Genomic DNA, 24,624 nt, shown 5'->3' on the forward strand with positions numbered 1-24,624 from the left:
CGGCCGGACCATCCTCCCGCATGCGCCGTGCGGGGTCGGACGCGCCCCTACACTGGCCCGCGTGACCGATGCGCTCGCCGACCGACGGCCGAACCCCTCCCTGGACCGCCTGCTCGCCGACCTGGTGCCGCCGCCGCGCTTCGCCGAGGCCCGCCTGGAGACCTACGTGCCGGATCCTGCGCACCCCTCCCAGCAGGAGGCCAAGGAGCGTATCGGCGAGTTCGCCGCCGGTCTCGGCTGGCCCGCCGCCGGGGGCCTGCGCGGCCTGCTGCGCCGCAACAAGCCGGCTGCCGCCCGCGGCATCTACCTCGACGGCGGCTTCGGCGTCGGCAAGACCCACCTGCTGACCTCGCTGTTCCACGCCGTCGACGGCAAGCGGGTGTACGGGACCTTCGTGGAGTACACGGACCTCGTCGGCGCGCTCGGCTTCCAGCGGGCCGTGGACCTGCTGGGGGAGTCGGTGCTGGTGTGCATCGACGAGTTCGAGCTCGACGACCCCGGCGACACCCTGCTGATGACCCGGCTGATCCGCGAGCTCTCCGACCGGGGCGTGGCCGTGGTGGCCACCTCCAACACGCTGCCCGAGGCGCTGGGGGAGGGACGCTTCGCCGCCCAGGACTTCCTGCGGGAGATCCAGTCGATGTCCGAGCGCTTCGAGGTGCTCCGCATCGACGGCGAGGACTACCGCCGCCGCGACGGCGTCACCGAGATCCGCGCCCTTCCCGAACAGACCGTCCGCGAGCACGCCGAGGCCCAGGACGCCGCCACCCTCGACGGCTTCGAGGATCTGCTGGAACACCTGCGCCACGTGCACCCCTCCCGCTACGGGGCGCTGATCGACGAGGTCTCCGCCGCACACCTGACCGGGCTGCGCACCCTCACCCACCACCACGACGCGCTGCGCTTCGTGGTGCTCGTGGACCGGCTCTACGACCGCGAGGTGCCCACCCCGCTGTCCGCCGCGGACGACGCCGAGGTGGTCGCGGAGCTGTTCACCGCGGAGCTGCTGCGCAGCGGCTACCGCAAGAAGTACTACCGGGCGCTGTCGCGCCTGGCCTCCCTCGCCCACGACGGGGCCCGGCAGCTCCGGGCCTGAATCCTCGGCACCCGGGCCGAGGCGGCCGCGCGCGTCTCCTGCCGCAGGGTCAGCGCACCACCAGCACGCCGGGACCGTTCAGCCCCGGGAGGCCCTGCGGGTCCGCGGTCGTGGTCCCGAAGGACGCCAGCTCCTCGCCGCGCGGGGGAGCCTCCGGCAGGGACACCGGGCCCTCGCCGCGGTGGGCGAGCACGGTGACGTCCCCGCGGCGCAGCAGCACCGTCTCCTCGCCGAGCGCCTGCACCGAGGTGTCCGCGAGGTCGCCGCTGCGCAGGGCCGGGACGGCGCGTCGCAGAGCGATCAGCGCCCGGTACCACTCCAGGATGCGGGCGTGCTCGCCCTCGCCGCGCTCGTCCCAGGGCAGCATCGAGGCGGTGAAGGTCTCCCGGGCCTGCGGGTCGGGGATCGTGCCCTCCCAGCCCATCTCCGCGAACTCCTCGGCGCGGCCGGCGCTCACCAGCGGGCCCAGCTCCTCGTCGTGGTCGGTGAAGAAGGCGAAAGGGGCGGAGGTCGCCCACTCCTCGCCCTGGAACAGCATCGGGGTGCCGGGGCCCAGCAGGACCAGCGCGATCGCGGCGGCGTGCTGCTCGGGGGTGAGGGAGGCGTGGATGCGGTCGCCGGTGGCGCGGTTGCCCACCTGGTCGTGGTCCTGCAGGAAGGTCACGAAGGAGTGGCCGTCGTAGTCGGGGGAGGCGGGGTCCACGGGGGCGCCCCACACCTGCCCGCGGAAGCTCGAGTAGGTGCCGGCGTGCTCGAAGATGCGCGGCAGCACGCGGCCCAGCACCTCCGTGGTGCCGAAGTCGCCGTAGTAGCCCTCGCGCTCGCCGGTGATCCAGGCGTGCACCCCGTGGTGCACGTCGTCGGCCCACTGCATGTCCATCCCCAGGCCGCCCGCGGCGACGGGGGTGACGGTGCAGGGGTCGTTGCGGTCCGACTCGGCGATCAGGGTCAGCGGGCGGCCGGTGTCCTCCTGCCAGACCAGGGTGTCCAGGCTCAGCTCGGCCAGCAGGTGCAGCGGGGAGTCGTCCTGCAGCTCGTGCACGGCGTCCAGGCGCAGCCCGTCCAGGCCGAACTCCACCAACCACTGCCGGGCGGCGGCGCGCAGGAAGGCCCGCACCTCCCTCGAGCCCTCCTGGTCCAGGTTCACGGCCTGGCCCCAGGGCGTCTCGTGCTGGTCGGTGAAGTAGGGCCCGAGCATGCCCAGGTAGTTCCCGGCGGGGCCGAGGTGGTTGTAGACCACGTCCAGCAGCACCGCCAGGCCGCGGGCGTGCGCGGCGTCGACGAAGCGGGCCAGGGCGGCGGGGCCCCCGTAGGCGGCGTGCACCGCGTACAGGCCGACGCCGTCGTAGCCCCAGCCGCGGTCGCCCGGGAAGGTCGCCACCGGCATCAGCTCCACGGCGTCCACGCCGAGCGCGACCAGGTCGTCCAGCCGCTCGATCGCGGAGTCCAGGGTGCCGCCGCGGCCGTCCGGCCCCGGGGTGAACGTGCCCACGTGCAGCTCGTAGATCACGGCGCCGCGCAGGTCCGCCCCCGCCCACGGCGCGGCCTCGGCGCGCAGGGCGGCCAGGTCCACGACCTCGCTGGGGCCATGGACGCCGTCCGGCTGGGAGAGCGAGCGCGGGTCCGGGATCCAGGGGCCGTCGTCGTCGATGCGGAAGGCATAGCGGGTGCCGGGCTCGGCGGCGACGCCGGGCAGGGTGAACCAGCCGTCCTCGCTGCGGGTCATCGGCCGCGCCGCGTCGCCGAGGCGGATCTCGACCTGCTCGGCGGCGGGCGCCCACAGGGCGTAGCGGCCGCGGTCCACGGCAGGCAGCGGGGCAGGGGTCGCGTCCTGGGGTGCCATCAGGCGGTCTCCTCCTCGGGCAGCTCGTCCGCGCTCACGGTGCGGAACACCTCGGTCATGGTGGTCTCGCCGCGGCGCACCAGCAGCGCCACGGGCCAGTCGGTCAGCAGCTCGGCCAGACGCACGGTGCCGCCGGCGATCTCCCGGCCGGTCAGTGCGTCGCGCCAGCGGCCCTCGGGCAGCTCCAGGCGCGCATCGCCCCAGCCGCCCCGCTGGGCCAGGCCGTGGGCCAGACGGGTGACGACCGTGACGGCCTCCAGGGGGCCCTCCCCGACACCGCGGCCGAAGGCCAGGGCGTGCGCCGTGGAGGTGGGCAGCGGACGGTAGGTGGCCTCGCGGCCGCGGAACAGCTCGGGCCGCTCCTGGCGCAGCACCAGCGCCCGATGGGTCAGCCACTGCTTCTCGTCGCCGATGCCGTCGGGGCGGCGTCCGGCGATCATGCGGTCCAGCCGCTCGGCGTGAGCGGCGTGGTCCACGGGACGCCGGTTGTCCGGATCCACCAGGGACAGGTCCACGGTCTCGTTGCCCTGGTAGATGTCGGGCACGCCCGGCATGGTCAGCTGCACCAGCTTCTGGCCGAGGATCGCGGAGCGCTGCACCGGCAGGGTGCGGCGGGTCCAGGCGGTGAGGATCTCGTCGACGGCGGGACTGGCCACGGACGCGCGAGCCAGGTCCAGCACCTGCTGCTCGTACTCCGGCTCCTGGTCGGTCCAGGTGGTGTGGGTCTTCGCCTCCCGCATCGCCTTGGTGAGGTAGTCCGTGATCCGCTCGGCGGTGATCCGCTCCGCAGCGGCGCCCGGCAGGTCCCAGCAGGCGGCCAGGGTCTGCCACAGCAGCAGCTCCACGGCGCCGTCCACCCGGTCCCCGCGGTGCTCGGCGGTGGCGCGGTCCAGGTCCTGCACCACCACGGCCCACTCCAGCGGCTGCTCCGTGAGCACCGCCAGACGCGCCCGCACGTCCTCGCTGCGCTTGGTGTCGTGGGTGGACAAGGTGGTCATCGAGTCCGGGCGGGTGCGCACCATGTCCAGCGCGTGGTCGTGCAGGTCGTCCGGGTCCACGCCGATCCGGTCCGGGTCCGCGCCCACCTCGGTGACCGGCAGGAACCGCGGGTAACGGTAGAAGGCGGTGTCCTCCAGCGCCTTCGCGTGCACGGGCCCGCAGGTCTGCGCGAAGCGGATGATCACCTCGGCGCGCTGGGCGCTCGCCGTGCGGCCGGCGCTGCCGATCTCGTCGCCGCACACCAGCGCCACCACGGTCTCCAGCGTCGCCACCACGTCCTCGTCCTCGCCCAGGCGGTCCCGGGAGCGCGCGGCGGCCTGCTCGATCACCGCCCGCTCGGAGCCGGGGGCGGGCTCGCCGGGCACGATGTACGCCCGGTAGCGGTCCATCGAGGCCAGCAGCGCGACGACGACCTTCTGGATGTTGCGCCGGGTGGTGTCGCGCAGGCGGATGTCGTCCTGGCAGATGCGGTGGATCAGCGAGGTGAGGCGCTCGATCTCCGCCCACAGGCTGGTGGTGACGATGAGGTCCGTGGACTCCGCGGCGATCTCGTCGAAGGGGCGCAGGTCGCCGGTGCGGCGCTGCCACAGGTGGGTGAGCCCCAGGGCGCCGTGAGGGTCGTGGAACAGGCCGCCGACCCGCCACAGGGCGTCGTAGCCGGTGGTGCCCGCGCAGGGGAAGTCCCCGGGCAGCTGCTCCTCGCCCTCCAGGATCTTCTCCACCACGGTCCAGGCGCCGCCGGTGGCGGCCTCCAGATCGCGCAGGTAGCCGCGCGGGTCGGCCAGGCCGTCGGGATGGTCGATGCGGTAGCCGTCGATGACTCCCTCGCCCTGCAGTCGTAGCAGCGTCGCGTGAGTGGCCTCGAAGACGCTGGGCAGCTCCACGCGCACCGCGGCCAGGGTGTCCACGTCGAAGAAGCGCCGGTAGTTCAGCTCGTCGTCGGCGACCTTCCAGTACGCCAGGCGGTACCACTGCCGCTCCAGCAGGTCCGCCAGCCCCAGGTGCTCGGTGCCCGCCGCGATCGGCAGCACGTGGTCGTAGTAGCGCACCACCGGCTCCTCGGCGAGGCCGCCGTCGGGCTGGGGGATCTCCTCCCGGCCCACGGTGACCTCCCCGTCGGCCAGCACGGAGCCGATCGGCCGGCCCAGCACCGGCACCAGCACGGCCCTCTCGGCCGGGTCCAGATCGAACCACTCGGCATAGGGGGAGGCAGGGCCGTCGCGCAGCACCGACCACAGGGCGCCGTTGTGCCAGATCGGGGTGGGGATCGCCATGTGGTTGGGCACCACGTCGACGATGATCCCCATGCCGTGCTCGTGCGCTGTCGCGGCGAGGGCCCGCAGGCCGTCCTCGCCGCCGATGTCCTCGCTGATGCGGGAGTGGTCGACCACGTCGTAGCCGTGCATCGAGCCGGGCGCCGCCTGCAGCACGGGGGAGCAGAACAGGTGCCCCACGCCGAGCCGCGCCAGGTAGGGCACCAGCGCGGCCGCGTCGGCCGTGGTGAAGCCCGCGTGCAGCTGCAGCCGGTACGTCGAGCTGGGCACCGCCGCGGCCGAGGCCGTGGGGAGCTCGGCGGTGCGGGTGTCGGGACGGGGGCGGGCCCCCTCGGTGGCGTTCACGATCGTGCTCCGCTCCTTCGTGGGGGCCGCGCCCCCGGGGGTGGGGTGGGCCGGCTCAGGCCCGGCTGCGGTGGTCGACCTTCGGCTCCTCGGGCTCGACGACGTCCTCGGGCAGCTCCGCGGGGCGCATCAGCACCAGCAGCGAATGTCCGGGACGGGTCAGGGTGGTGCCCGCGGTGACGGTCTCGCCGATGTCGATCACGCCGCCGGTGCCGACCTCGACGGTCCACTCCTCGCCGTAGGTCGCGTCCGGCAGCACGAATTCCACCGGGTTGCCGGAGGCGTTGAACAGGATCAGCGCCGAGTCGTCCAGGATCCGTTCGCCGCGCAGCGTCGGCTCGGGGATGGCCAGGCCGTTGAGGAACACCGTCAGGCACTTGTTCAGCGGGTCGTGCCAGTCCTCCTCGGTCATCGGGGTGCCGTCGGTGCCGATCCAGGCGACGTCCGCGAGGGTCGAGCCGGAGCCGTCGCGCACCTCGCCCTGCAGGAAGCGGCGGCGGCGGAAGATCGGGTGGGCGCGGCGCAGCGCGATCATCGCGCGGGTGAAGCGCAGCATGTCCTGCCGGTCGACGTCGAGCTCCCAGTCCACCCAGGAGATCTCGTTGTCCTGGCAGTAGGTGTTGTTGTTGCCGCCCTGGGTGCGGCCCATCTCGTCACCGTGCAGGATCATCGGCACGCCCTGGCTGACCAGCAGGGTGCCCATCAGGTTCTTGGCGCGGCGCAGGCGCAGGTCGCGGATCTCCTGATCCGTGGTCATGCCCTCGGCGCCCGAGTTCCAGGAGCGGTTGTGGCTCTCGCCGTCGTTGCCGCCCTCGCCGTTGGCCTCGTTGTGGCGCTCGTTGTAGGAGACCAGGTCCCGCATGGTGAAGCCGTCGTGCGCGGTGACGAAGTTGATCGAGGCGATCGGGGTGCGACCCGTGTGCTGGTACAGGTCCGAGCTGCCGGCCAGGCGGGAGGAGAAGTCCCCGAGCACGCCGGGCTGGGAGCGGTGGAAGTCGCGCACCGTGTCCCGGTAGCGGCCGTTCCACTCCGACCACAGCGGCGGGAAGCCGCCCACCTGGTAGCCGCCCTCGCCGAGGTCCCACGGCTCCGCGATGAGCTTGACCTGGGAGATCACCGGGTCCTGCTGGATGATGTCGAAGAAGGCGGAGAGGCGGTCCACCTCGTGCAGCTCCCGGGCCAGGGTGGAGGCCAGGTCGAAGCGGAAGCCGTCCACGTGCATCTCCTGCACCCAGTAGCGCAGGGAGTCCATGATCAGCTGCAGCACGTGCGGGGTGCGCATGAGCAGCGAGTTCCCGGTGCCGGTGGTGTCGTAGTAGTACGCCTTGTCCTCGTCCACCAGGCGGTAGTAGGAGGCGTTGTCGATGCCGCGGAAGCTGAGGGTGGGGCCCATCTCGTTGCCCTCGGCGGTGTGGTTGTAGACCACGTCGAGGATGACCTCGATGTTCGCCTCGTGCAGGTTCTTCACCATCTGCTTGAACTCCTGCACCTGCTGACCGCGGTCACCGGCGTAGGAGTACTCGTTGTGGGGGGCGAAGAAGCCGATCGTGTTGTAGCCCCAGTAGTTGCGCAGGCCGCGCTCCACCAGGTGGCCGTCCTGCACGAACTGGTGCACGGGCATCAGCTCGATGGCGGTCACGCCCAGCGAGGTGAGGTGCTCGATGATCGCGGGGTGGCCCATCGCCACGTAGGTGCCGCGGATCGACTCGTCGATCTCCGGGTGCAGCATCGTCAGGCCCTTCACGTGGGCCTCGTAGATGACGGTGTCGTGGTACTCGTGGGCGGGGGAGTGATCGTTGCCCCAGTCGAAGAAGGGGGAGACCACCACGGAGTGCATGGTGTGCTCCGCGGAGTCCTCGGTGTTGCGCTGGTCGTGGTCCTCGAAGTCGTAGCTGAACAGCGAGGCATGGTTGCTGGCCATTCCCGAGATCGCCTTGGCGTAGGGGTCCAGCAGGAGCTTGGAGGGGTCGCAGCGGTGTCCCTGCGAGGGGTCGAAGGGGCCGTGGACGCGGTATCCGTAGCGCTGTCCCGGCTGCACCGAGGGCAGGTAGACGTGCCAGACGAAGGCGTCGACCTCCTCGATGTCGATCCGCGACTCGGTGCCGTCGTCGTCGAAGAGGCAGAGCTCCACGCGCTCGGCGACCTCGGAGTAGAGGGCGAAGTTGGTGCCAGAACCGTTGAAGGTGGCTCCCAGGGGGTACGACTGACCGGGCCAGATCTGCATGGGCCCAGGCTAACCGCATTGGTCCGGATTCCCGCGGGAGGTGACCGCCCGTGCGGTGTTCGTCTCCGGTCCTTGACCCCGGTCGCCCCGCGTGGGGCCCGGTCACCCCGTGTGGGCGCCGGCTCGAGGGGTCGGTGGCCGGGGTGCTGTCCATGAGATGGAGCGTGGGAGGCAGTGCCTCCCCTATGGCGAGGCACTGCCTCCCTGACTCCATCTCATGGACAGGTCGCGGGGCGTCTCGTCGCGCGCAGGAGCCGGACATGCGGAACGGCCCCGGTCGTGGGACCGGGGCCGTTCATCAAGGGGTGGGCGATACTGGGTTCGAACCAGTGACCTCTTCCGTGTCAGGGAAGCGCGCTACCGCTGCGCCAATCGCCCGTGCACCCGAGGGTGGGAAGGATTGGAGCGGACGACGGGACTCGAACCCGCGACCCTCACCTTGGCAAGGTGATGCTCTACCAACTGAGCCACGTCCGCGTATCGGCGATGCCGACGAGGGACCACTGTAGGGCCGCCCCGGGGTGGGCGCAAACCGTCGGGCCCGCCCGTGTCCGAGGTCACCGCCGGAGCGTGTGCACGTGACCAGGGTCGACGGCGGCGGCACGAGAGGGGTGGAGGGACGGGTGGACGTAGGTCACACGCCGCCTGGTCCGGTGCACCCCCGGGATTCGTGTAGGCTGGTCCAGGTCCGAAACGGCGCCTCTCACGGGTGGCGGGACGGATGACCTCCGGGCGATTGGCGCAGTGGTAGCGCGCTTCCTTCACACGGAAGAGGTCACTGGTTCGAACCCAGTATCGCCCACGCAGACCGGATGCCCCGGCATCCCCTGCGGTACGCGGACGTGGCTCAGTTGGTAGAGCATCACCTTGCCAAGGTGAGGGTCGCGGGTTCGAGTCCCGTCGTCCGCTCCGATGAGGCGGCGCTCCCGATCGTGGATCGGGGGCGCCGTGTCGTCAGATGCACCAGCATCCTGGTGGGTTGGCCGAGAGGCGAGGCAACGGCCTGCAAAGCCGTGTACACGGGTTCGAATCCCGTACCCACCTCCACCGTCGCCCCCGGGCGGCGGCCCGGGCGATTGGCGCAGCGGTAGCGCGCTTCCCTGACACGGAAGAGGTCACTGGTTCGAACCCAGTATCGCCCACCCCCACGAACGGCCCCGGTCCCCCGACCGGGGCCGTTCCGCATGCCCGGGTCCCGCGCCGCCCCGCCACCCGCCGCCGCGCCCTCGCCTCACCGGTCGCTGTCCATCGGATGCACTCAGATCGCAGGCGGCGTGCACGTGGCAGGCGACATGTCATCTGGGTGCATCGGATGGACAGGGCCTCTCACGGCCGGCGCGAGGCCGGGGCCGAGCGTTCCGGCACGGCGTGGGCTCGCCGGTCGGTGTCGTGTCGCAGGATCGCGACCGGCCGCCGCGGGACCGCGACCTGATCGCGACCTGACCGCGACATCCACCGACCTGCACGCCGGTACGGTCGTGACCAGGACGGCGGCAGCGGGTCGCCGGGTGACGGAGGGGACGGACATGCAGACGACGACGCGACACCGGGTCCGGGGGATCCGAGCACGTGCCCTGGGCGGATTGGTGGTGGCGGGGCTGGCGCTGAGCGGGTGCAGCCTCGGGCTGGACGGCGGCAGCGGCGGCGCGTCGCAGGAGGAGTCGACGAGCGCGGCCGCCCCGGAGGACGGAGAGGCCGCCTCGGACGGGGGCGGTAGCGACTCCGAGGGCGACGAGGAAGCCGTCGTCGACGAGGGGGCCGCGGCCGCGGGCGTGGACCTCACCGACCTCGGCGAGCCGGTCGCCACGGCCGAGATCCAGGCCGTGGTCGAGGGCGACGACGAGGCCACGATGACCGTCTCCCTGTACGGCCTGGAGCGGCAGGGGGAGACCGTCGTGGCCACCTACAGCTTCCTCGTGCACAGCGACAGCACCGAGGACCGCTGGATCTACCACTACCTCGGGAACCAGGCCTGGGAGCCGTACCTGATCGACTCCGCGAACCTCAACCGCCACGGCGTGCTGGGCGACTACCCGGAGCTGGCCATGACCGATTACCAGGGCGCGAAGTTCCGGCCGGGTCAGGCCTTCTACGCCTACGCCTCCTTCGCCGCCCCTGCCGAGGACGTCGAGACCATGGACGTGATGATGGTGGGCGGGGCGCCGCTGGTCACCGAGGTCCCGATCCGATGAGGCGCCGCATCCCGTCAGCGCTCGGCGCCCTGGGGCTGCTGCTGCTCGCTGCCCCCACGGCGCTCGCCGAGGAGGACGTGATCCCGCTGTCGACCAACATCGTGCCCCTGGCCACGAACATCACACCGCTGGCCGAGGTGGAGGAGGGCGAGGAGGGCACCACGATCACCCTGAGCTCGGATGTCCTCTTCGACACCGGCTCGGCGGAGCTCAGCGAGGCCGCCGCCACCCGCATCGAGGACCTCGTCCAGGAGGTGCCGGAGGGCGCGGAGGTCTCCGTGTCCGGTCACACCGATGACGTGCCCTTCTCCGGCCAGGGGGGCAACCAGGCCCTGTCCGAGTCCCGCGCCGACGCCGTGGCCGCCGTGATCACCGAGGCCCGGCCGGACCTCGACCTCGAGGTCGCGGGGTACGGGGAGAGCCGTCCCGTGGCCGACGGCGACGAGGCCGCGGCCCGGGCCCAGAACCGCCGGGTGGAGATCCGCTACGACGGGGACGGGGGATGAGCGCGGCGCCGGCTCCCGAGCACCGTCCGCGGGTGCTGCTGGTCGACGACGATGCCACCATCACCGCCCACCTGCCCGCGGTGATGGCACGCAGCGGCCTGGACGTGGAGGTCGCCGAGGACGGGGTGCAGGCGCTGGAGAGCATCGCCCGCTCCCGCCCCGAACTGGTGGTCCTCGACGTGCTGATGCCCCGGATGGACGGACGTGAGGCCCTGCGGCGGATCCGGGCCGACGACCGCTGGCTGCCGGTGATCCTGCTGACCGAGGTGGGGGAGACCTTCGAGCGGGCCGCGGCGCTGGACGAGGGGGCCGACGACTACCTCACCAAGCCCTTCGACCCCGTGGAGCTGCTGGCCCGGGCCCGTGCGGTGCTGCGCCGCAGCGGGGACGGGACCGTCCCGCTGAGTGCGGCAGCGGGCCTGCGCGCCGGGCAGCTGAGCCTGGACCGTCCCGCGCGACGGGTCCACCTCGCCGGCCGCGAGCGCTCTCTGACCCCACGCGCCTTCGCCCTGCTGGAGTTCCTGATGTCCCACCCGCAGGAGGCCTTCCCCCGCGAGCGTCTGCTGCAGACCGTCTGGGGCTTCGAAGCCGTGGTCACCACGCGGGCCGTCGATCATCGGGTGGCGGAGATCCGGCGGGTGCTCGAGGACGACGCCGCCGATCCCCGCTACCTGGAGACCGTGCCCGGCGCCGGGTACCGCTTCCGCGCCCCGGTGGTGCGGGCGTGAGCGGGACCGCGGGCCCGGCACGGCGCGGGCCGCACGTGCTCCGACTCTCCCTGCTGGCTGCCGCCCCGCTCCTCGCGGGGCTCGCGATCTCGCTGCTGTGGCGGCTGCTGGCCACCGGCCGTGAGCTGATCGCCACCCTGGCCCTGCCGTGGCTGCCGGCCGCGGCGGGTGCCGTCCTGACCGCACTGGCCGTCGTCGTGCTGCTGGGCGCGATCCCGCTGCGGCGGGCCGCCGCGCGCGGGCACCAGCGGGAGCTGGAGGCGCAGGAGGAGCGCCACCGCCGTCTGCTGCGCCGGCTCGACCACGAGCTGAAGAACCCCGTCCAGGGGATCCGGGCGGCCGTCGCCGACGAACCCTCCGAGCACCAGCGCGCCAGCATCGACGCCCAGGCCCGCCGCCTCACCGGGCTGCTGGCCGACCTGCGCCGGATCGGGGAGGTCGAGCACACCGCCCTGGAGCTGACCGCGGTGGACGTCCCCGCCCTGCTCGAGGAGGCCCTGGCCGGGCTGGAGGACGCCCCCGGCGCCGGCGAGAGACGCCTCTCCCTCTCGGTGCCCCGCGCCCCGCGGCCGCTGCCCGCCGTGCGGGCGGACGAGGACCTGCTGTTCCTGGCCGTGACCAACGTGCTCGGCAACGCCCTCAAGTACAGCGCGCCCGGCGACGCGATCGAGGTCCGCGCCCGTCAGGACGGCGACGCGGTGGTCCTTGAGATCGCCGACACCGGCCGCGGCATCGCCCCGGAGCACCACGACCTGGTGTGGGAGGAGCTCGGACGCGCCCCCGACGCTCGGGACGTGCCCGGTTCGGGCCTCGGCCTGCCCATGGTCCGGGCGATCCTGCAGCGCCATGGCGGCGCCGCGCACCTGGAGTCCTGGCCCGGCGAGGGCTCGACCGTGATCCTGCGGCTGCCGGTCGCGGGGCCGCGGGAGGACGGCGAGCGTCGGCAGCGCCGTCGGTGAGCCGGACACCGCGGGTCCCGCCCATCCGAGGCGCCACGCGGCCGGAGGACGTCGCGGGCCTGTCCATCTGCTGGAATCAGGAAGCACGTGGGGCGCACTATGCGACTCACCTGCCGCTCAGCTCCACCACCTGGACAGGGGAGTGCGGGGCCGGGTCACGCTTCGGTGGTCCGATCCCGTCCCCCAGCCGTCACGAGACCTCGCCGCGTCGGATCCGGACGTCCGACGGGGACTCCGCTCCCACCTCGTCGATCCCCACCTCGGCGACCACGAGGGTGATCTCCGGCGCCTCGCAGAGGTGCGAGCTCTCCGGCGTGGGGTCGTAGTGATCGACGATGACCTCCCCGGGCTCTCCGGCGACGAAGCGGACGGCTCGATCGCAGGCATCGAACACCTCGACCGCGAGGACCGACTGCTCGAGATCGACCGTCGAGAGGTCCGCGGCGGCCGCCTCCGTCTGCTCGGCATCGAGCGCGGTCTCCGCCCAGTCCTCGAACTCCTCGAGGCTGAGCAGGGTGAGGGGGACGCCGTCCGTGGTCTGCTCCGTGCTCCCGCCGATGACGGTCTCCAGACGGGTGGCTCCGATCACCTCGGCGGCCGCCGTGGTCGGTGCGGAGGCGGGCTCGGGGAGGCAGGAGGCGAGAAGCACCGCCGCGACCAGCACGGGTCCCGCGGGCAGGAGCCCGCGCCGGTGGGTGACGGCCCGTGCGTGGGATGACTGCCGCGCGGGGGACGGCTGCCTTTCTCCGCACATGCGACACCTCCGTCGGATCGGTCCCCGCCTCGGTCGAGCGTCCGGGACGGGTCCCCGCGCGGGCGGCGAGCGGGGCCGCGCGAGGCCTCCAGCCTATCGAGGGCCATGGTCCGGGCCCCAGGGCCCCGGTCAGGATGCCGGACGCCCGCCCCGTGGCCGATACGATCGGGGGCGGAGCCGGCATCGTCGGCCGGCTCGCACCGCACACCAAGGAGCACACCCCGTGGCAGACCCCGCGCAGATCGACATCACCCTCGACGGATCCCCTCAGGTGGCCGCCGCCGGGACCACCGGCACCCAGCTGTTCGAGGGACAGCCCACCATCGTCGCCCTCCGGGTCGACGGCGAGCTGCGCGACCTGGACACCACCCTCACCACCGGCCAGCAGGTCGAGGGCGTGGACATCTCCAGCGAGGACGGCCTGGCCATCCTCCGCCACAGCGCCGCCCACGTGCTCGCCCAGGCCGTGCAGAAAACGAACCCCGAGGCGAAGCTCGGCATCGGCCCCCCGATCACCGACGGCTTCTACTACGACTTCGACGTCGCCGAGCCCTTCACCCCCGAGTCCCTCAAGGCGCTCGAGAAGGAGATGGGCCGCATCATCAAGCAGGGCCAGCGTTTCGTGCGCCGTGAGGTCAGCGACGACGAGGCCCGCGCCGAGGAGGCCGGCGAGCCCTACAAGCTCGAGCTGATCGGTCTGAAGTCCACCGCCGACGACGCCGCCGAGGGCGCGAGCGTCGAGGTGGGCGCCGGGGGCCTGACCATGTACGACAACGTCGACCGGCGCGGCGAGGTGGTCTGGACCGACCTCTGCCGCGGCCCCCACCTGCCCTCCACCAAGCTCATCGGCACCGGCGTGGCGCTGACCCGCTCGGCCGCCGCCTACTGGCGCGGCAGCGAGAAGAACCCGATGCTGCAGCGCGTCTACGGCACCGCCTGGCCCTCCAAGGAGGAGCTGCGCGCGCACCAGGAGCGCGTCGCCGAGGCCGAGCGCCGCGACCACCGACGCCTGGGCAGCGAGCTGGACCTGTTCTCCTTCCCCGAGGAGATCGGCTCCGGGCTGCCCGTGTTCCACCCCAAGGGCGCGATGATCCGGATGGAGATGGAGGACTACTCGCGGCGGCGCCATGTCGACAGCGGCTACTCCTTCGTCTCCACTCCGCACATCACCAAGAAGAACCTCTTCGAGACCTCCCGCCACCTGGAGTGGTACGCGGAGGGCATGTACCCGCCCATGCACATAGACGAGGAGGTCGACGCCGAGGGCAACGTCACCAAGCAGGGCCAGGACTACTACCTCAAGCCCATGAACTGCCCGATGCACAACCTCGTCTATCGCTCCCGCGGCCGCTCCTACCGCGAGCTGCCGCTGCGGCTGTTCGAGTTCGGCAGCGTCTACCGCTACGAGAAATCCGGCGTGGTCCACGGCCTGACCCGCGCCCGCGGCTTCACCCAGGACGACGCCCACATCTACACCACCCGCGAGCAGATGAAGGAGGAGCTCTCCAGCCTGCTCGGCTTCGTCCTGGACCTGCTGCGTGACTACGGCCTGGACGACTTCTACCTGGAGCTGTCCACCCGCGACCCCGAGAAGTCCGTGGGCGACGACTCCACCTGGGAGGAGGCCACCCGCACCCTGGAGGAGGTCGCCAGCGCCTCCGGGCTGGAGCTGGTGCCCGACCCGGGCGGCGCCGCCTTCTACGGCCCGAAGATCTCCGTGCAGGCCAAGGACGCCATCGGCCGCACCTGGCAGCTGTCCACCATCCAGCTCGACTTCTTCGAGCCGGAGCTGTTCGAGCTGGAGTACACCGCCCCCGACGGCTCCCGGCAGCGCCCGGTGATGATCCACCGCGCCCTGTTCGGCTCCATCGAGCGCTTCTTCGGCGTGCTGCTGGAGCACTACGCCGGGGCGTTCCCGGTGTGGCTGTCCCCGGTGCAGGTGGTCGGCATCCCGGTGGCGGGGGAGTACACCCCCTACCTGGAGGAGGTCGCCGCGAAGCTCCGCGCCCACGGCGTGCGGGTCGAGGTCGACGCCTCCGACGACCGGATGCAGAAGAAGATCCGCACCCACACCAAGGAGAAGGTTCCCTACCTGCTCATCGCCGGCGGCGAGGACCAGGACAAGGGCGCGGTCTCCTTCCGGATGCGCGATGGCAGCCAGGACAACGGCATCCCCGTGGACGAGGCCGTCGAGCGCATCGTCACCGCGATCCGCGAGAAGGCGCAGGTGTGAGCGAGCAGCCCGGCACCGGGCAGGCCGCGGGGTCCGGGGCGGAGAGCGCTCCGCCCGAGCGGGTGGACCCCGCGGCCTTCCCGGGCGAGCCCGACGGGATGCAGCGCCTGTGGACGCCGCACCGGATGGCGTACATCGGCGGGCAGAACAAGCCCACCGACCCGGACGACGGGGAGCAGTGCCCCTTCTGCGCCGGCCCGCGCCGCGACGACGAGGACGCCCTCATCGTCCACCGCGGCGAGGTCGCCTACGTGATCCTGAACCTGTACCCGTACAACACGGGCCACCTGATGGTCTGCCCCTACCGCCACGTCGCGGACTACACCGAGCTGACGGGCGCCGAGGTGGCCGAGGTGGCGGAGCTGACCCGCACCGCGATGCGGGTGGTGCGGGCCGTCTCGAACCCCGCCGGCTTCAACCTGGGCATGAACCAGGGCGAGGTGGCCGGCGCCGGGATCTCCCACCACCTGCACCAACACGTGGTACCGCGCTGGATGGGCGATGCGAACTTCCTGCCCATCGTCGGCCGCACCAAGGCCCTGCCGCTGCTGCTCGCCGACACCCGCGCGCAGTACGCCGCGGCCTGGCCCGCGGAGGCGCAAGGGACCGGGACGACCGACGCACTAGCATGACCGGCAGCGGCGCCGCGCCCGGGGGAGGGGCGGCGCGCGGACGCGGGAGGAGCGCCCCATGACGAACCCGGCAGCGGGACCCGGCGGGCCGCGGGCCATCCCGGCCCCGACGGGGTACGGCTACGACGTGCCGCGCACCGACCCGCGCGCCCCCGGCTCCGTGGGTGCGCCCACCCCGCCGCGGGCCCGGCCGCGCCGCCGCTGGGTGCAGCGGCTGTTCTGGATCCTGTCGCTGGCCTCCCTCGCGCTGGCCGCGGTGCTGCTGGTGATCTTCGTGTTCCGCCCGATGGGCATGGGCACCTCGCTGGTGGCGTTCACGGCGGCGCTGGTGCCCGTCGCGATCGTGTTCACCGCGATCTGGTGGCTGGACCGCTACACCCCGCAGCCGCGCATCACCCTGGTCTACGCCTTCGTCTGGGGCGCGGCCGGCTCGGTGGCGCTGACCTTCCTGCTGGGCGGACTGTTCGTGGCCTGGATCGCCCCGGCGGAGGACCCGGGCGAGCTGGTGATGAACTTCCTCAACGTCACCATCCAGGCGCCCGTGGTCGAGGAGTCGATGAAGGCGCTGGGCCTGGTGGGCCTGCTGATCTGGGGGCGGCGCTTCCTCGCCGGGCCGATCGACGGGGTGGTCTACGCGGCGCTGATCGCCGGCGGCTTCGCCTTCACCGAGAACATCCTCTACTTCGCGCGGTCCTTCCACGAGTACCAGGCGGCCGGGGAGGTCGCCGTGTTCTGGCAGACCTTCCTGCTGCGCGGCCTGCTCTCGCCCTTCGCGCACGTCTCCTTCACGGCGCTGGTCGGCCTGGGCCTCGGCATCGCCGCCGAGCGGCGCTCGCTGATGCTCTCCTTCGGGCTGGGCCTCGGCGGGCTCGGTCTGGGTATGGGCCTGCACGCCCTGTGGAACGGCTCCTCCTTCTTCCTGCCGGCCGACCCGGAGGCCCCGATGGCGGCCTTCCTGCGCTACTACGCCACCGTGCAGGTGCCGATCTTCCTGCTGCTGGTGGGGATCGTGCTGACCCTGCGGCTGCGGGAGACGCGGATCCTGCGCCGCCAGCTCTCCGACTACGGCCGCGCCGGCTGGTTCTCCCCGGCGGAGGTCGAGATGCTGGTCTCGATGCGTCGCCGCCGCCGCGCGGAGCGCTGGGCCGCCCGCCACGGCGCGGTGGCCCGGATGGGGATGCGCGACCTGATCCGCTCCGCGATCGCGCTGGGCATGGAGCGCCACAGCGCCCTGTACGGCCGACCCACCGAGCGCACCCGGCGCCGGGAGCCGGAGCTGCTGGAGCGGATCACCGCGGACCGCCGCCTGATCGGCGCCCTCACCGTGCCCGTGGTGCGCGCCGCGCCCCCGGTCGAGGTCCCGGCACCGAGCGTCCAGCCCGTATGATGGGGCGGCAATCCGCGACCTGACCGAGCCGGGAGGAGACCCATGTCCGGGCATTCCAAGTGGGCGACCACGAAGCACAAGAAGGCCGCCATCGATGCCAAGCGCGGCAAGCTGTTCGCCAAGCTGATCAAGAACATCGAGGTGGCCGCGCGCGTGGGCGGTCCCGACCCGGCCGGCAACCCCACCCTCTTCGACGCCATCCAGAAGGCGAAGAAGTCCTCGGTGCCCAACGACAACATCGACCGCGCCGTCAAGCGCGGCGGCGGCCTGGACGGCGGCGGCGTCGACTACCAGACCCTGATGTACGAGGGCTACGCCCCCGGCGGCGTCGCGCTGCTGGTCGAGTGCCTCACCGACAACAAGAACCGCGCCGTCTCCGAGGTGCGCCTGGCCTTCACCCGCTCCGGCGGCAACATGGCCGACTCCGGCTCGGTGTCCTACATGTTCAACCGCAAGGGCGTGGTGACCCTGCCCGCCGAGGGCAACACCGAGGACGAGCTGCTCGAGGTGGTGCTCGACGCCGGCGCCGAGGAGATCTCCGAGGAGGGCGACACCTTCGAGATCATCTCGGAGGCCGCCGACGTGGTCGCCGTGCGCACCGCCCTGCAGGAGGCCGGGATCGACTACGACAGCGCCGAGGCGCAGTTCGTGCCGAACATCCGCACCGAGGTCGACCTCGACGGCGCCCGCAAGGTGCTGCGCCTGATCGACGCCCTCGAGGACAGCGACGACGTGCAGAACGTCTACTCCAACCTCGACATCCCCGCCGACGTCGCCGCGCAGCTCGACGACGAGGAGTGAGGGGCCCGGCGCGATGAGCCTCCGGGTGCTGGGCGTGGACCCCGGCCTCACCCGCTGCGGCATCGGCGTGCTCGATGCCGGCCGCGGCCGCGGCGCCACCCTGGTGGACGCCGGGGTGATCCGCTCCGCCCCCGATGACGGCATCGACCAGCGGCTGCTGTCGATCTCCCGCGGCCTCGAGGAGACCATCGAGCGCCACGCCCCCGACGTGGTCGCCGTGGAGCGCGTGTTCAGCCAGAACAACATCTCCACGGTGATGGGCACCGCCCAGGTCTCCGGCATCGCGATCCTGCTGGCCGCCCAGCGCGGCATCCGCATCGCCATGCACACCCCCTCCGAGGTGAAGGCCGCCGTCACCGGCAGCGGCCGCGCCGACAAGAAGCAGATCCAGACCACCCTGGTGCGGATCCTGCGGCTGGACGCCCCGCCGCAGCCCGCCGACGCCGCCGACGCCGTCGCGATCGCCCTCACCCAGCTCTGGCGCGGCCCCGGCCCCGTCCGCACCGACGCCACCGGCGGGGCCCGCACCAGCGCGCAGGCCGTCTGGGCCGAGGCGGAGCGCTCCGCGCGGCGCGCGCGGGAATCCTCCACCTCCCGCTTCTGATCGAACAGATGTTCTAGGGTGTCCGCGTGATCGCCACCCTCACCGGAACCGTCTCCTCCCTCGGGCTCGACTCCCTCGTGCTCGACGTGCGCGGCGTCGGCTACCTCGTCCGCACCACCCCCGCCGCGCTGGCCCACACCCGCCACGGCGCCGAGCTGACCCTGCACACCGAGCTGGTGGTGCGGGAGGACTCGATGACCCTGTTCGGCTTCCCCGCGCCCGCCGAGGCGGAGGCCTTCCGGGTGGTGCAGTCCGTCAGCGGCATCGGGCCGCGGCTCGCGCTGTCGGTGCTGGCCGTGCTCTCCCCGGAGGACCTCGCCCGCGCGGTCGCCGCGCAGGACACCAAGGCCATCACCAAGGTCCCCGGCATCGGCCCGAAGGTCGCCGGCCGGATGATGCTGGAGCTCGGCGGGAAGCTCGCCCCGCCCGCCGATGCCGCCCCGGCCGCCGGGCAGGCCGCCCCTGCCGCCCCCGTCGACGCCGCCACCGCGCAGGTCGTCGAGGCCCTCGTCGGCCTCGGCTGGCCCGAGAAGGCCTCCGCGACCGCCGTCGAGGAGACCGCTGCCGAGCTCGGCGGTGCCCCCGAGGCCGGGGAGCTGCTGCGCGGCTCGCTGCGCCGCCTGGGCGGTGCCCGATGAGGCTCGGCGAGCACGAGGGTTTCCCGGACGCGGACGGCGTCGACGCCACCGCCGAGGCGGAGGACCGCTCCCTGACCAGCGCCGAGTCCGGCGCCCTGGAGCGCGCCGCCGAGGCCGCGCTGCGCCCCAAGCGGCTGGAGGACTTCGTCGGCCAGGCCGTGGTGCGCGAGCAGCTCTCCCTGGTGCTGGACGCCGCCCGCGGCCGCGGCCGCCCGCCCGAGCACATGCTGCTCTCCGGCCCCCCGGGCCTCGGCAAGACCACCCTGGCGATGATCATCGCCGCCGAACTCGGCACGCCCCTGCGCATCACCTCCGGCCCGGCCGTGCAGCACGCCGGGGACCTCGCCGCGATCCTCTCCTCCCTCGAGGAGGGCGAGGTCATGTTCATCGACGAGATCCACCGCCTCGCCCGCCCCGTCGAGGAGATGCTCTACATCGCGATGGAGGACTTCCGGGTCGACGTGGTGGTCGGCAAGGGCGTCGGCGCCACCTCGATCCCGCTGGAGCTGCCGCCCTTCACCGTGGTCGGCGCGACCACCCGCGCCGGGCTGCTGCCGGCGCCGCTGCGCGACCGCTTCGGCTTCGTCGGCCACCTGGACTACTACCGCCCCGAGGAGCTGGACCGGGTGGTGCGCCGCTCCGCCGGGCAGCTCGGCGTCGACATCGCCGGGGAGGCGGCCGCCGAGATCGCCTCCCGCTCCCGCGGCACCCCCCGCATCGCCAACCGGCTGCTGCGGCGGGTGCGGGACTGGGCCCAGGTGCGCGGCAGCGGCGCGCTGGACCTGCCCGCCGCCCGCGCCGCCCTCGAGGTCTACGAGGTCGACGCCCGCGGGCTGGACCGGCTGGACCGGGCCGTGCTCTCCGCCCTGTGTACCCGCTTCGCCGGGGGACCGGTGGGGCTGTCCACCCTCGCCGTCGCGGTGGGGGAGGAGACCGAGACCGTGGAGACCATGGTCGAGCCCTACCTGGTGCGCGAGGGCTTCCTGCTGCGCACCCCCCGCGGCCGGGCCGCCGCCCCCGCCGCCTGGGCCCACCTGGGCCTGCCCGTCCCCGAGACCGGCCCCGAGCAGTCCCCGATGCTGGGACGCTTCTGAGCACTGCCCCTCCGCAGGCCCCGCGACGCCGCGCCGGAGCCCGCTCGCCGGTCCGCGGTTGACGTCGTGACCCGGGGTTCCGTGCAGCCCGGGTGAGGGTCGTCCCCTCCTGGACGCCCTGCCGGGGCGCGCGCGGGCACGGCGGGTAGAGTGGTCCGGTCAGCCGTCCGCGGCAGGCTCCCGTGCGGCCGTATCGGCCCGGGCCTGCCCGTGGTGCCGCCCCGGCCGAGGAGCCGGGGCCGGCCCGTCCACCGAGAGGAACCCTGTGGAACTCCTGCCCCTGCTGCTCATCTTCGCCGTCCTGCTGCTGCCGATGCTGTTCATGTCCAACCGCCAGCGCAAGGCGCAGCGCGAGCAGCAGGAGCGCATCAGCCAGCTCGGCGTGGGCGACGAGGTCCGCACCCACTCCGGCTTCTACGGCCTGATCGTCGAGGAGTACGACGACCTGGTCGTGCTCGAGTCCGAGGACGGCACCCAGTCCAAGTGGGCCCGCCAGGCCATCGCCATGAGCGTGGACCCCACCCCGGAGGAGGAGCTGGCCGAGGACGGCACCCCGGCCGCCCCCGGTGAGACCGTCGACAGCACCGCCACTCCCGCCGACGCCTCGGACGAGGTCCCCGGCGTCACCGCCCGCGACGAGGACGCCGACGCGCGCCGCGAGCGCTGAGCGCCCGCCTCCCCGCTTCCCCCGACAGGAACGCACCTCCATGTCCGCACGCCGCATCCCGCTGATGGTCCTCGCCGTCCTGATCCTCCTGCTCGGCGGGGGGATCGGGGCCGGCGTCTGGAAGGGCGGCTGGTCGCCCACCCCGCAGCTCGCCCTGGACCTCGAGGGCGGCACGCAGGTGATCCTGCAGGCCCAGACCACCGACGGCTCCACCATCGACCGCGAGTCGATGGAGCAGGCCCGCCAGATCATCAGCCAGCGGGTGAACGCCCTGGGCGTCTCGGAGACCGAGATCTCCATCCAGGGCGGCACCAACATCGTCGTGGACATCCCCGGCACCCTGGACCAGGAGACCTCCGAGGCGCTGCGCCAGACCGCCTCCATGAGCTTCCGTCCCGTGCTCGGCGCGGTCGCCCCCGAGGGCGTCGACTCCGGCGCCTCCGACGCCGGGGGAGCCTCCGATGCGGGCGGCGCCTCCGACGCCGGCGGCGAGGAGGCCCTCGAGGAGGCCACCGAGGAGTCCGAGGCCCCCGCGGACCCCTCCGCCCTGCAGTTCCAGGGCCTGGTCAGCGAGGACACCTCGATGGCCCCCGCCACCTCCACCGACGGCGGCGAGCTCGCCTACCCGGCCTGGTCCCTGGACTGGCTCACCACCGAGCTGCAGACCGAGCTGATGACGGTGGACTGCACCGACCCCGCCGCGCAGCAGGAGGCCGTGGCCGACGCCCCGGCCGACGAGCCCGTGGTCGCCTGCGACCCCGACGGCACCCAGAAGTTCCTGCTCGGCCCCGAGGTGGTGGCCGGCTCCAGCATCGAGAACGCCACCGCCGGCGCGGAGACCAATCCCTCCAGTGGGCAGGCCACCGGCTACTACGTGGTGAACATGAGCTTCGGCGACGAGGGGGCCCAGGCCTTCGCCGACATGACCAGCGCCCTGTACGACGGCGAGGGCTCCACCGCCGCCTTCGGCATCGTGCTGGACGGCCAGGTGATCTCCGCCCCGCAGGTGCAGGAGCCCTCCCCGAACGGCGAGGCCCAGATCTCCGGCGAGTTCACCGAGGAGCAGGCCAGCCAGCTCGCCGACCAGCTCCGCTTCGGCGCCCTGCCGCTCGAGTTCGAGGTCGCCTCCGAGCAGCAGATCTCCGCCACCCTCGGCGAGGACCAGCTCGAGATGGGCCTGATCGCCGGGCTGATCGGCCTGGCCCTGGTGGTGCTGTACGCCTTCGCCCAGTACCGGGTGCTGGCCGTCGTCACCACCTCCAGCCTGCTGGTGATGGGCCTGCTCACCTACTCCGTGCTGACCGTGCTCTCGAACATCCCCGACATCGGCTACCGGCTCTCGCTGGCGGGCGTCGCGGGCCTGATCGTCGCGATCGCCTTCACCGCCGACTCCTTCATCGTCTACTTCGAGCGCGTGCGGGACGAGATCCGCGAGGGACGCGGCATCGCGGCGGCCGTGGACCACGGCTGGAACCGCGCCAAGCGCACCATCCTCGCCTCCGACGCGGTCAACCTCATCGCGGCCGTCGTGCTGTACCTGCTGTCCACCGGCGGCGTGCGCGGCTTCGCCTTCGTGCTCGGCGTGACCACCGTGCTCGACCTGCTGGTGGTGTTCCTGTTCACCCACCCGGTGCTGCGAGCCCTGGTCACCACCCGCTTCTTCGGCAAGGGCCACCCCATGAGCGGCCTGGACCCGGCGCTGCTGGGCCGGGACGTCCCCGCCTACGCCGGCCGCGGCCGGGTCCGCTCGGCCGCCGAGCGCGGCCGCGACGGCGAGGCCGCCCGCGAGACCCTCGCCGAGCGCAAGGCCCGCCTCGCCCGCGAGGAGGCCGCCGCCGCGGAGGACGGATCCACGGCGCCCGCCGACCGTCCCGACGATCGTGAGGAGGAGCGATGACCGCCACGCTCTCCCGGGCCGGCAACGCCCTGCACGACGGCACCCGCTCGGTGCCGATCGTCCGTCGCCGCCGCACCTGGTACCTGATCAGCGTCGCCGTCGTGCTCGTGCTCGGCGCCCTGGCGCTGCTGCGCGGCCCGAACCTCGGCATCGAGTTCACCGGCGGCTCCGAGTTCCAGGTCGCCGGGGTCTCCTCGACCGACCAGACCGCCGCCCGCGACATCGTGCGCGAGGAGTTGCCGGACACCGAGCCCAAGATCACCGTGATCGGTGGGGACACCCTGCGGGTGCAGACCACCCAGCTGGACTCCACGCAGACCGCCACCATCGCCCAGGAGCTCGCCGAGGGGTACGGGGTCGAGGCCGAGGCGGTCTCCACCTCGTACATCGGCCCGGTCTGGGGCGCCGACATCACCCAGAAGATGCTCCGCGGCATCCTGGTGTTCCTGGTGCTGGTGGCCGCCGCGATGGCGCTGTACTTCCGAGACCTGCGGGTCTCCGGCGCCGCGATGATCGCCCTGTTCCACGACATGCTGATCACCGCCGCCGTGTACGGCGTGGTCGGCTTCGAGATCACCCCGGGCACCGTGATCGGCTTCCTCACCATCCTCGGCTACTCGCTATACGACACCATCGTCGTCTTCGACAAGGTCCGCGAGAACACCGCCGGCATGTCCGACACCCGCGGCCCCGCCTACGCGGGCCGGGTGGAGCTCGCCGCGAACCAGACCCTGGTGCGCTCCATCAACACCTCCGTGGTGGCCCTGCTGCCGGTCGGCTCGATCCTCGTGATCGGCGCCTTCCTGCTGGGCGCCGGCACCCTGAAGGACATTTCCCTGGCGCTGTTCGTCGGCATCCTCGCCGGCACCTACTCCTCGATCTTCCTGGCCCCCGGCCTGCTGGTGGACCTGCACCGCATCGGCGGCCGGCGCCGCGGCAAGGCCGCGCATCCGGCGGAGGCCCCCGCGGGCCGCCGGGCCGCTGCCCCGCGGCGCGGCACCGAGGCCGAGGAGACCGGGGACGATCCGGAGGGCGCCTCCTCCTCGGAGGCCACTGCGGCCGGCACCCCCTCCACCGGCTCGGCCTCCGGCGACACCGCTCGCTCCCGCGCCGCCGCGGCCGCCCCGGCCCGTCGTCAGCCCCGCCGCAGCACGCGGCGCGGGCGCTCCAGCTCCCGGTGAGGAACCCCAGATGAGCACCCCCAGCCCCTCCCTCGACCGCGTCCAGGAGCTGCGCAGCAGCCACATCGGGGAGTACCCCGACTTCCCGCAGCCCGGGATCCTGTTCCGCGACATCACCCCGCTGCTGCGTGACGCCGGCGCGCTGCGCGAGATCATCGCCCACTGGCGCACCCTGCTGCCCGAGGGCATCGAGTACGTCGTCGGCACCGAGGCCCGCGGCTTCGTGCTCGGCGCGCCGCTGGCCTACGAGCTCGGCGCCGGCTTCATCCCCGTCCGCAAGGCCGGCAAGCTGCCCGGCAATCCGGCCAGCCTGCGCTACGACCTGGAGTACGGCAGCGCCGAGGTGCAGATCCCCGAGGACTGCCTGCCCGCCGGTGCCCGCACCGTGGTGATCGACGACCTGCTGGCCACCGGCGGGACCGCCGCCGCCACCATCGAGCTGGTGCGCCGCTTCGACGTCGAGCTGCTCGGCGCCTCCTTCCTCATCGAGCTCGAGGGTCTCGGCGGCCGCGAGGCCATCCCCGCCGACGTGCCCGTCTCCGCGGTCTGGTCCTTCCCGAACTGAGCCCC

Annotated in this window: 20 protein-coding genes and 6 tRNA genes; 20 read left to right on the plus strand and 6 right to left on the minus strand. The window is 73.0% G+C overall.

Annotation, left to right across the window (positions count from 1 at the left end; all coding sequences use genetic code 11):
• Positions 1–61: 61 nt before the first annotated feature.
• On the plus strand, positions 62–1,096 hold the full coding sequence (zapE, locus tag OM98_RS09275) for a cell division protein ZapE (RefSeq protein WP_010534346.1): 1,035 nt from the start codon (positions 62–64) through the stop codon (positions 1,094–1,096).
• 49 nt (positions 1,097–1,145) lie between these two features.
• Here the strand turns inward: zapE and treZ are convergent, their stop codons facing one another.
• The 5 genes from treZ to OM98_RS09300 form a co-directional block, all read right to left on the minus strand.
• A complete protein-coding gene (gene treZ, locus OM98_RS09280) occupies positions 1,146–2,939 on the minus strand; it encodes a malto-oligosyltrehalose trehalohydrolase (protein ID WP_010534347.1) in 1,794 nt (597 codons plus the stop codon).
• Positions 2,939–5,557, minus strand: coding sequence for a malto-oligosyltrehalose synthase (gene treY / locus OM98_RS09285; protein WP_010534348.1), 2,619 nt, complete (start codon positions 5,555–5,557; stop codon positions 2,939–2,941). Before treY ends, treZ begins: the two co-directional genes overlap by 1 nt.
• Before the next feature lie 55 nt (positions 5,558–5,612).
• On the minus strand, positions 5,613–7,781 hold the full coding sequence (glgX, locus tag OM98_RS09290; protein ID WP_010534349.1) for a glycogen debranching protein GlgX: 2,169 nt from the start codon (positions 7,779–7,781) through the stop codon (positions 5,613–5,615).
• A gap of 306 nt (positions 7,782–8,087) precedes the next feature.
• Positions 8,088–8,159, minus strand: a tRNA-Val gene (locus OM98_RS09295).
• A gap of 23 nt (positions 8,160–8,182) precedes the next feature.
• Positions 8,183–8,258: transfer RNA gene (locus tag OM98_RS09300), tRNA-Gly, on the minus strand.
• Between the two features lie 253 nt (positions 8,259–8,511).
• Between OM98_RS09300 and OM98_RS09305 the strand changes: the two genes are divergently transcribed.
• From OM98_RS09305 to OM98_RS09340, 8 genes are all read left to right on the plus strand, one after another.
• Positions 8,512–8,583 (plus strand) — tRNA-Val (locus OM98_RS09305).
• Positions 8,584–8,617: 34 nt separating this feature from the next.
• A tRNA-Gly gene (locus OM98_RS09310) sits at positions 8,618–8,690 on the plus strand.
• A 64-nt stretch (positions 8,691–8,754) separates the two neighbouring features.
• Positions 8,755–8,828: transfer RNA gene (locus OM98_RS09315), tRNA-Cys, on the plus strand.
• Positions 8,829–8,851: 23 nt separating this feature from the next.
• Positions 8,852–8,923: transfer RNA gene (locus tag OM98_RS09320), tRNA-Val, on the plus strand.
• A 384-nt stretch (positions 8,924–9,307) separates the two neighbouring features.
• Positions 9,308–9,973 carry a hypothetical protein gene (locus OM98_RS15880; protein WP_175285970.1) on the plus strand — a complete coding sequence of 222 codons (666 nt, stop codon included), beginning with the start codon at positions 9,308–9,310 and terminating at the stop codon, positions 9,971–9,973.
• On the plus strand, positions 9,970–10,479 hold the full coding sequence (locus tag OM98_RS09330) for an OmpA family protein (RefSeq protein WP_010534351.1): 510 nt from the start codon (positions 9,970–9,972) through the stop codon (positions 10,477–10,479). The genes OM98_RS15880 and OM98_RS09330 overlap by 4 nt, the downstream gene beginning before the upstream one ends.
• Positions 10,476–11,207, plus strand: coding sequence for a response regulator transcription factor (locus tag OM98_RS09335; protein ID WP_010534352.1), 732 nt, complete (start codon positions 10,476–10,478; stop codon positions 11,205–11,207). The genes OM98_RS09330 and OM98_RS09335 overlap by 4 nt, the downstream gene beginning before the upstream one ends.
• On the plus strand, positions 11,204–12,166 hold the full coding sequence (locus tag OM98_RS09340) for a sensor histidine kinase (RefSeq protein ID WP_245528757.1): 963 nt from the start codon (positions 11,204–11,206) through the stop codon (positions 12,164–12,166). Before OM98_RS09335 ends, OM98_RS09340 begins: the two co-directional genes overlap by 4 nt.
• Positions 12,167–12,356: 190 nt before the next feature.
• Here the strand turns inward: OM98_RS09340 and OM98_RS15885 are convergent, their stop codons facing one another.
• Positions 12,357–12,815, minus strand: coding sequence for a hypothetical protein (locus tag OM98_RS15885; RefSeq protein ID WP_175285971.1), 459 nt, complete (start codon positions 12,813–12,815; stop codon positions 12,357–12,359).
• Positions 12,816–13,143: 328 nt separating this feature from the next.
• Here OM98_RS15885 and thrS point away from each other — a divergent pair, with 328 nt between their 5' ends.
• The 11 genes from thrS (at position 13,144) to OM98_RS09400 (ending at position 24,619) form a co-directional block, all read left to right on the plus strand.
• Positions 13,144–15,153, plus strand: a complete 2,010-nt coding sequence (gene thrS / locus OM98_RS09350; RefSeq protein ID WP_010534355.1) for a threonine--tRNA ligase — start codon at positions 13,144–13,146, stop codon at positions 15,151–15,153.
• Positions 15,150–15,785 (plus strand): HIT family protein, encoded by a 636-nt coding sequence (locus tag OM98_RS09355; protein WP_010534356.1) that lies wholly within the window; start codon positions 15,150–15,152, stop codon positions 15,783–15,785. The genes thrS and OM98_RS09355 overlap by 4 nt, the downstream gene beginning before the upstream one ends.
• A 58-nt stretch (positions 15,786–15,843) precedes the next feature.
• Positions 15,844–17,172, plus strand: coding sequence for a PrsW family intramembrane metalloprotease (locus tag OM98_RS09360; RefSeq protein ID WP_010534357.1), 1,329 nt, complete (start codon positions 15,844–15,846; stop codon positions 17,170–17,172).
• Positions 17,173–17,214: 42 nt separating this feature from the next.
• Positions 17,215–17,973 carry a YebC/PmpR family DNA-binding transcriptional regulator gene (locus OM98_RS09365; protein WP_010534358.1) on the plus strand — a complete coding sequence of 253 codons (759 nt, stop codon included), beginning with the start codon at positions 17,215–17,217 and terminating at the stop codon, positions 17,971–17,973.
• Positions 17,974–17,986: 13 nt separating this feature from the next.
• A complete protein-coding gene (gene ruvC, locus OM98_RS09370) occupies positions 17,987–18,577 on the plus strand; it encodes a crossover junction endodeoxyribonuclease RuvC (protein ID WP_010534359.1) in 591 nt (196 codons plus the stop codon).
• A gap of 26 nt (positions 18,578–18,603) precedes the next feature.
• Positions 18,604–19,215 carry a Holliday junction branch migration protein RuvA gene (gene ruvA, locus OM98_RS09375; protein WP_010534360.1) on the plus strand — a complete coding sequence of 204 codons (612 nt, stop codon included), beginning with the start codon at positions 18,604–18,606 and terminating at the stop codon, positions 19,213–19,215.
• Positions 19,212–20,309, plus strand: coding sequence for a Holliday junction branch migration DNA helicase RuvB (gene ruvB, locus OM98_RS09380; protein ID WP_010534361.1), 1,098 nt, complete (start codon positions 19,212–19,214; stop codon positions 20,307–20,309). The genes ruvA and ruvB overlap by 4 nt, the downstream gene beginning before the upstream one ends.
• 265 nt (positions 20,310–20,574) lie before the next feature.
• Positions 20,575–20,976 (plus strand): preprotein translocase subunit YajC, encoded by a 402-nt coding sequence (gene yajC / locus OM98_RS09385; RefSeq protein WP_010534362.1) that lies wholly within the window; start codon positions 20,575–20,577, stop codon positions 20,974–20,976.
• Positions 20,977–21,016: 40 nt separating this feature from the next.
• Positions 21,017–22,873: a protein translocase subunit SecD gene (gene secD / locus OM98_RS09390; protein WP_010534363.1), complete on the plus strand. Its 1,857-nt coding sequence runs from the start codon at positions 21,017–21,019 to the stop codon at positions 22,871–22,873.
• Positions 22,870–24,054, plus strand: coding sequence for a protein translocase subunit SecF (gene secF / locus OM98_RS09395; RefSeq protein WP_010534364.1), 1,185 nt, complete (start codon positions 22,870–22,872; stop codon positions 24,052–24,054). Before secD ends, secF begins: the two co-directional genes overlap by 4 nt.
• A 10-nt stretch (positions 24,055–24,064) precedes the next feature.
• The gene (locus tag OM98_RS09400; protein ID WP_010534365.1) at positions 24,065–24,619 is read left to right on the plus strand and encodes an adenine phosphoribosyltransferase; all 555 of its coding nucleotides are present in this window, start codon (positions 24,065–24,067) and stop codon (positions 24,617–24,619) included.
• Positions 24,620–24,624 lie beyond the last annotated feature (5 nt).

Origin of the sequence: Brachybacterium squillarum M-6-3 (assembly GCF_000225825.1) — a bacterium.
GTDB lineage: Bacteria > Actinomycetota > Actinomycetes > Actinomycetales > Dermabacteraceae > Brachybacterium > Brachybacterium squillarum.

Coding starts and splice junctions, on each gene's coding strand:
- treZ (WP_010534347.1), bottom strand. CDS start 2,939: ATGGCACCCCAGGACGCGACCCCTGCCCCGCTGCCTGCCGTGGACCGC.
- glgX (WP_010534349.1), bottom strand. CDS start 7,781: ATGCAGATCTGGCCCGGTCAGTCGTACCCCCTGGGAGCCACCTTCAAC.
- OM98_RS15880 (WP_175285970.1), top strand. CDS start 9,308: ATGCAGACGACGACGCGACACCGGGTCCGGGGGATCCGAGCACGTGCC.
- OM98_RS09330 (WP_010534351.1), top strand. CDS start 9,970: ATGAGGCGCCGCATCCCGTCAGCGCTCGGCGCCCTGGGGCTGCTGCTG.
- OM98_RS09335 (WP_010534352.1), top strand. CDS start 10,476: ATGAGCGCGGCGCCGGCTCCCGAGCACCGTCCGCGGGTGCTGCTGGTC.
- OM98_RS09360 (WP_010534357.1), top strand. CDS start 15,844: ATGACGAACCCGGCAGCGGGACCCGGCGGGCCGCGGGCCATCCCGGCC.
- OM98_RS09365 (WP_010534358.1), top strand. CDS start 17,215: ATGTCCGGGCATTCCAAGTGGGCGACCACGAAGCACAAGAAGGCCGCC.
- ruvC (WP_010534359.1), top strand. CDS start 17,987: ATGAGCCTCCGGGTGCTGGGCGTGGACCCCGGCCTCACCCGCTGCGGC.
- ruvB (WP_010534361.1), top strand. CDS start 19,212: ATGAGGCTCGGCGAGCACGAGGGTTTCCCGGACGCGGACGGCGTCGAC.
- secD (WP_010534363.1), top strand. CDS start 21,017: ATGTCCGCACGCCGCATCCCGCTGATGGTCCTCGCCGTCCTGATCCTC.
- secF (WP_010534364.1), top strand. CDS start 22,870: ATGACCGCCACGCTCTCCCGGGCCGGCAACGCCCTGCACGACGGCACC.
- OM98_RS09400 (WP_010534365.1), top strand. CDS start 24,065: ATGAGCACCCCCAGCCCCTCCCTCGACCGCGTCCAGGAGCTGCGCAGC.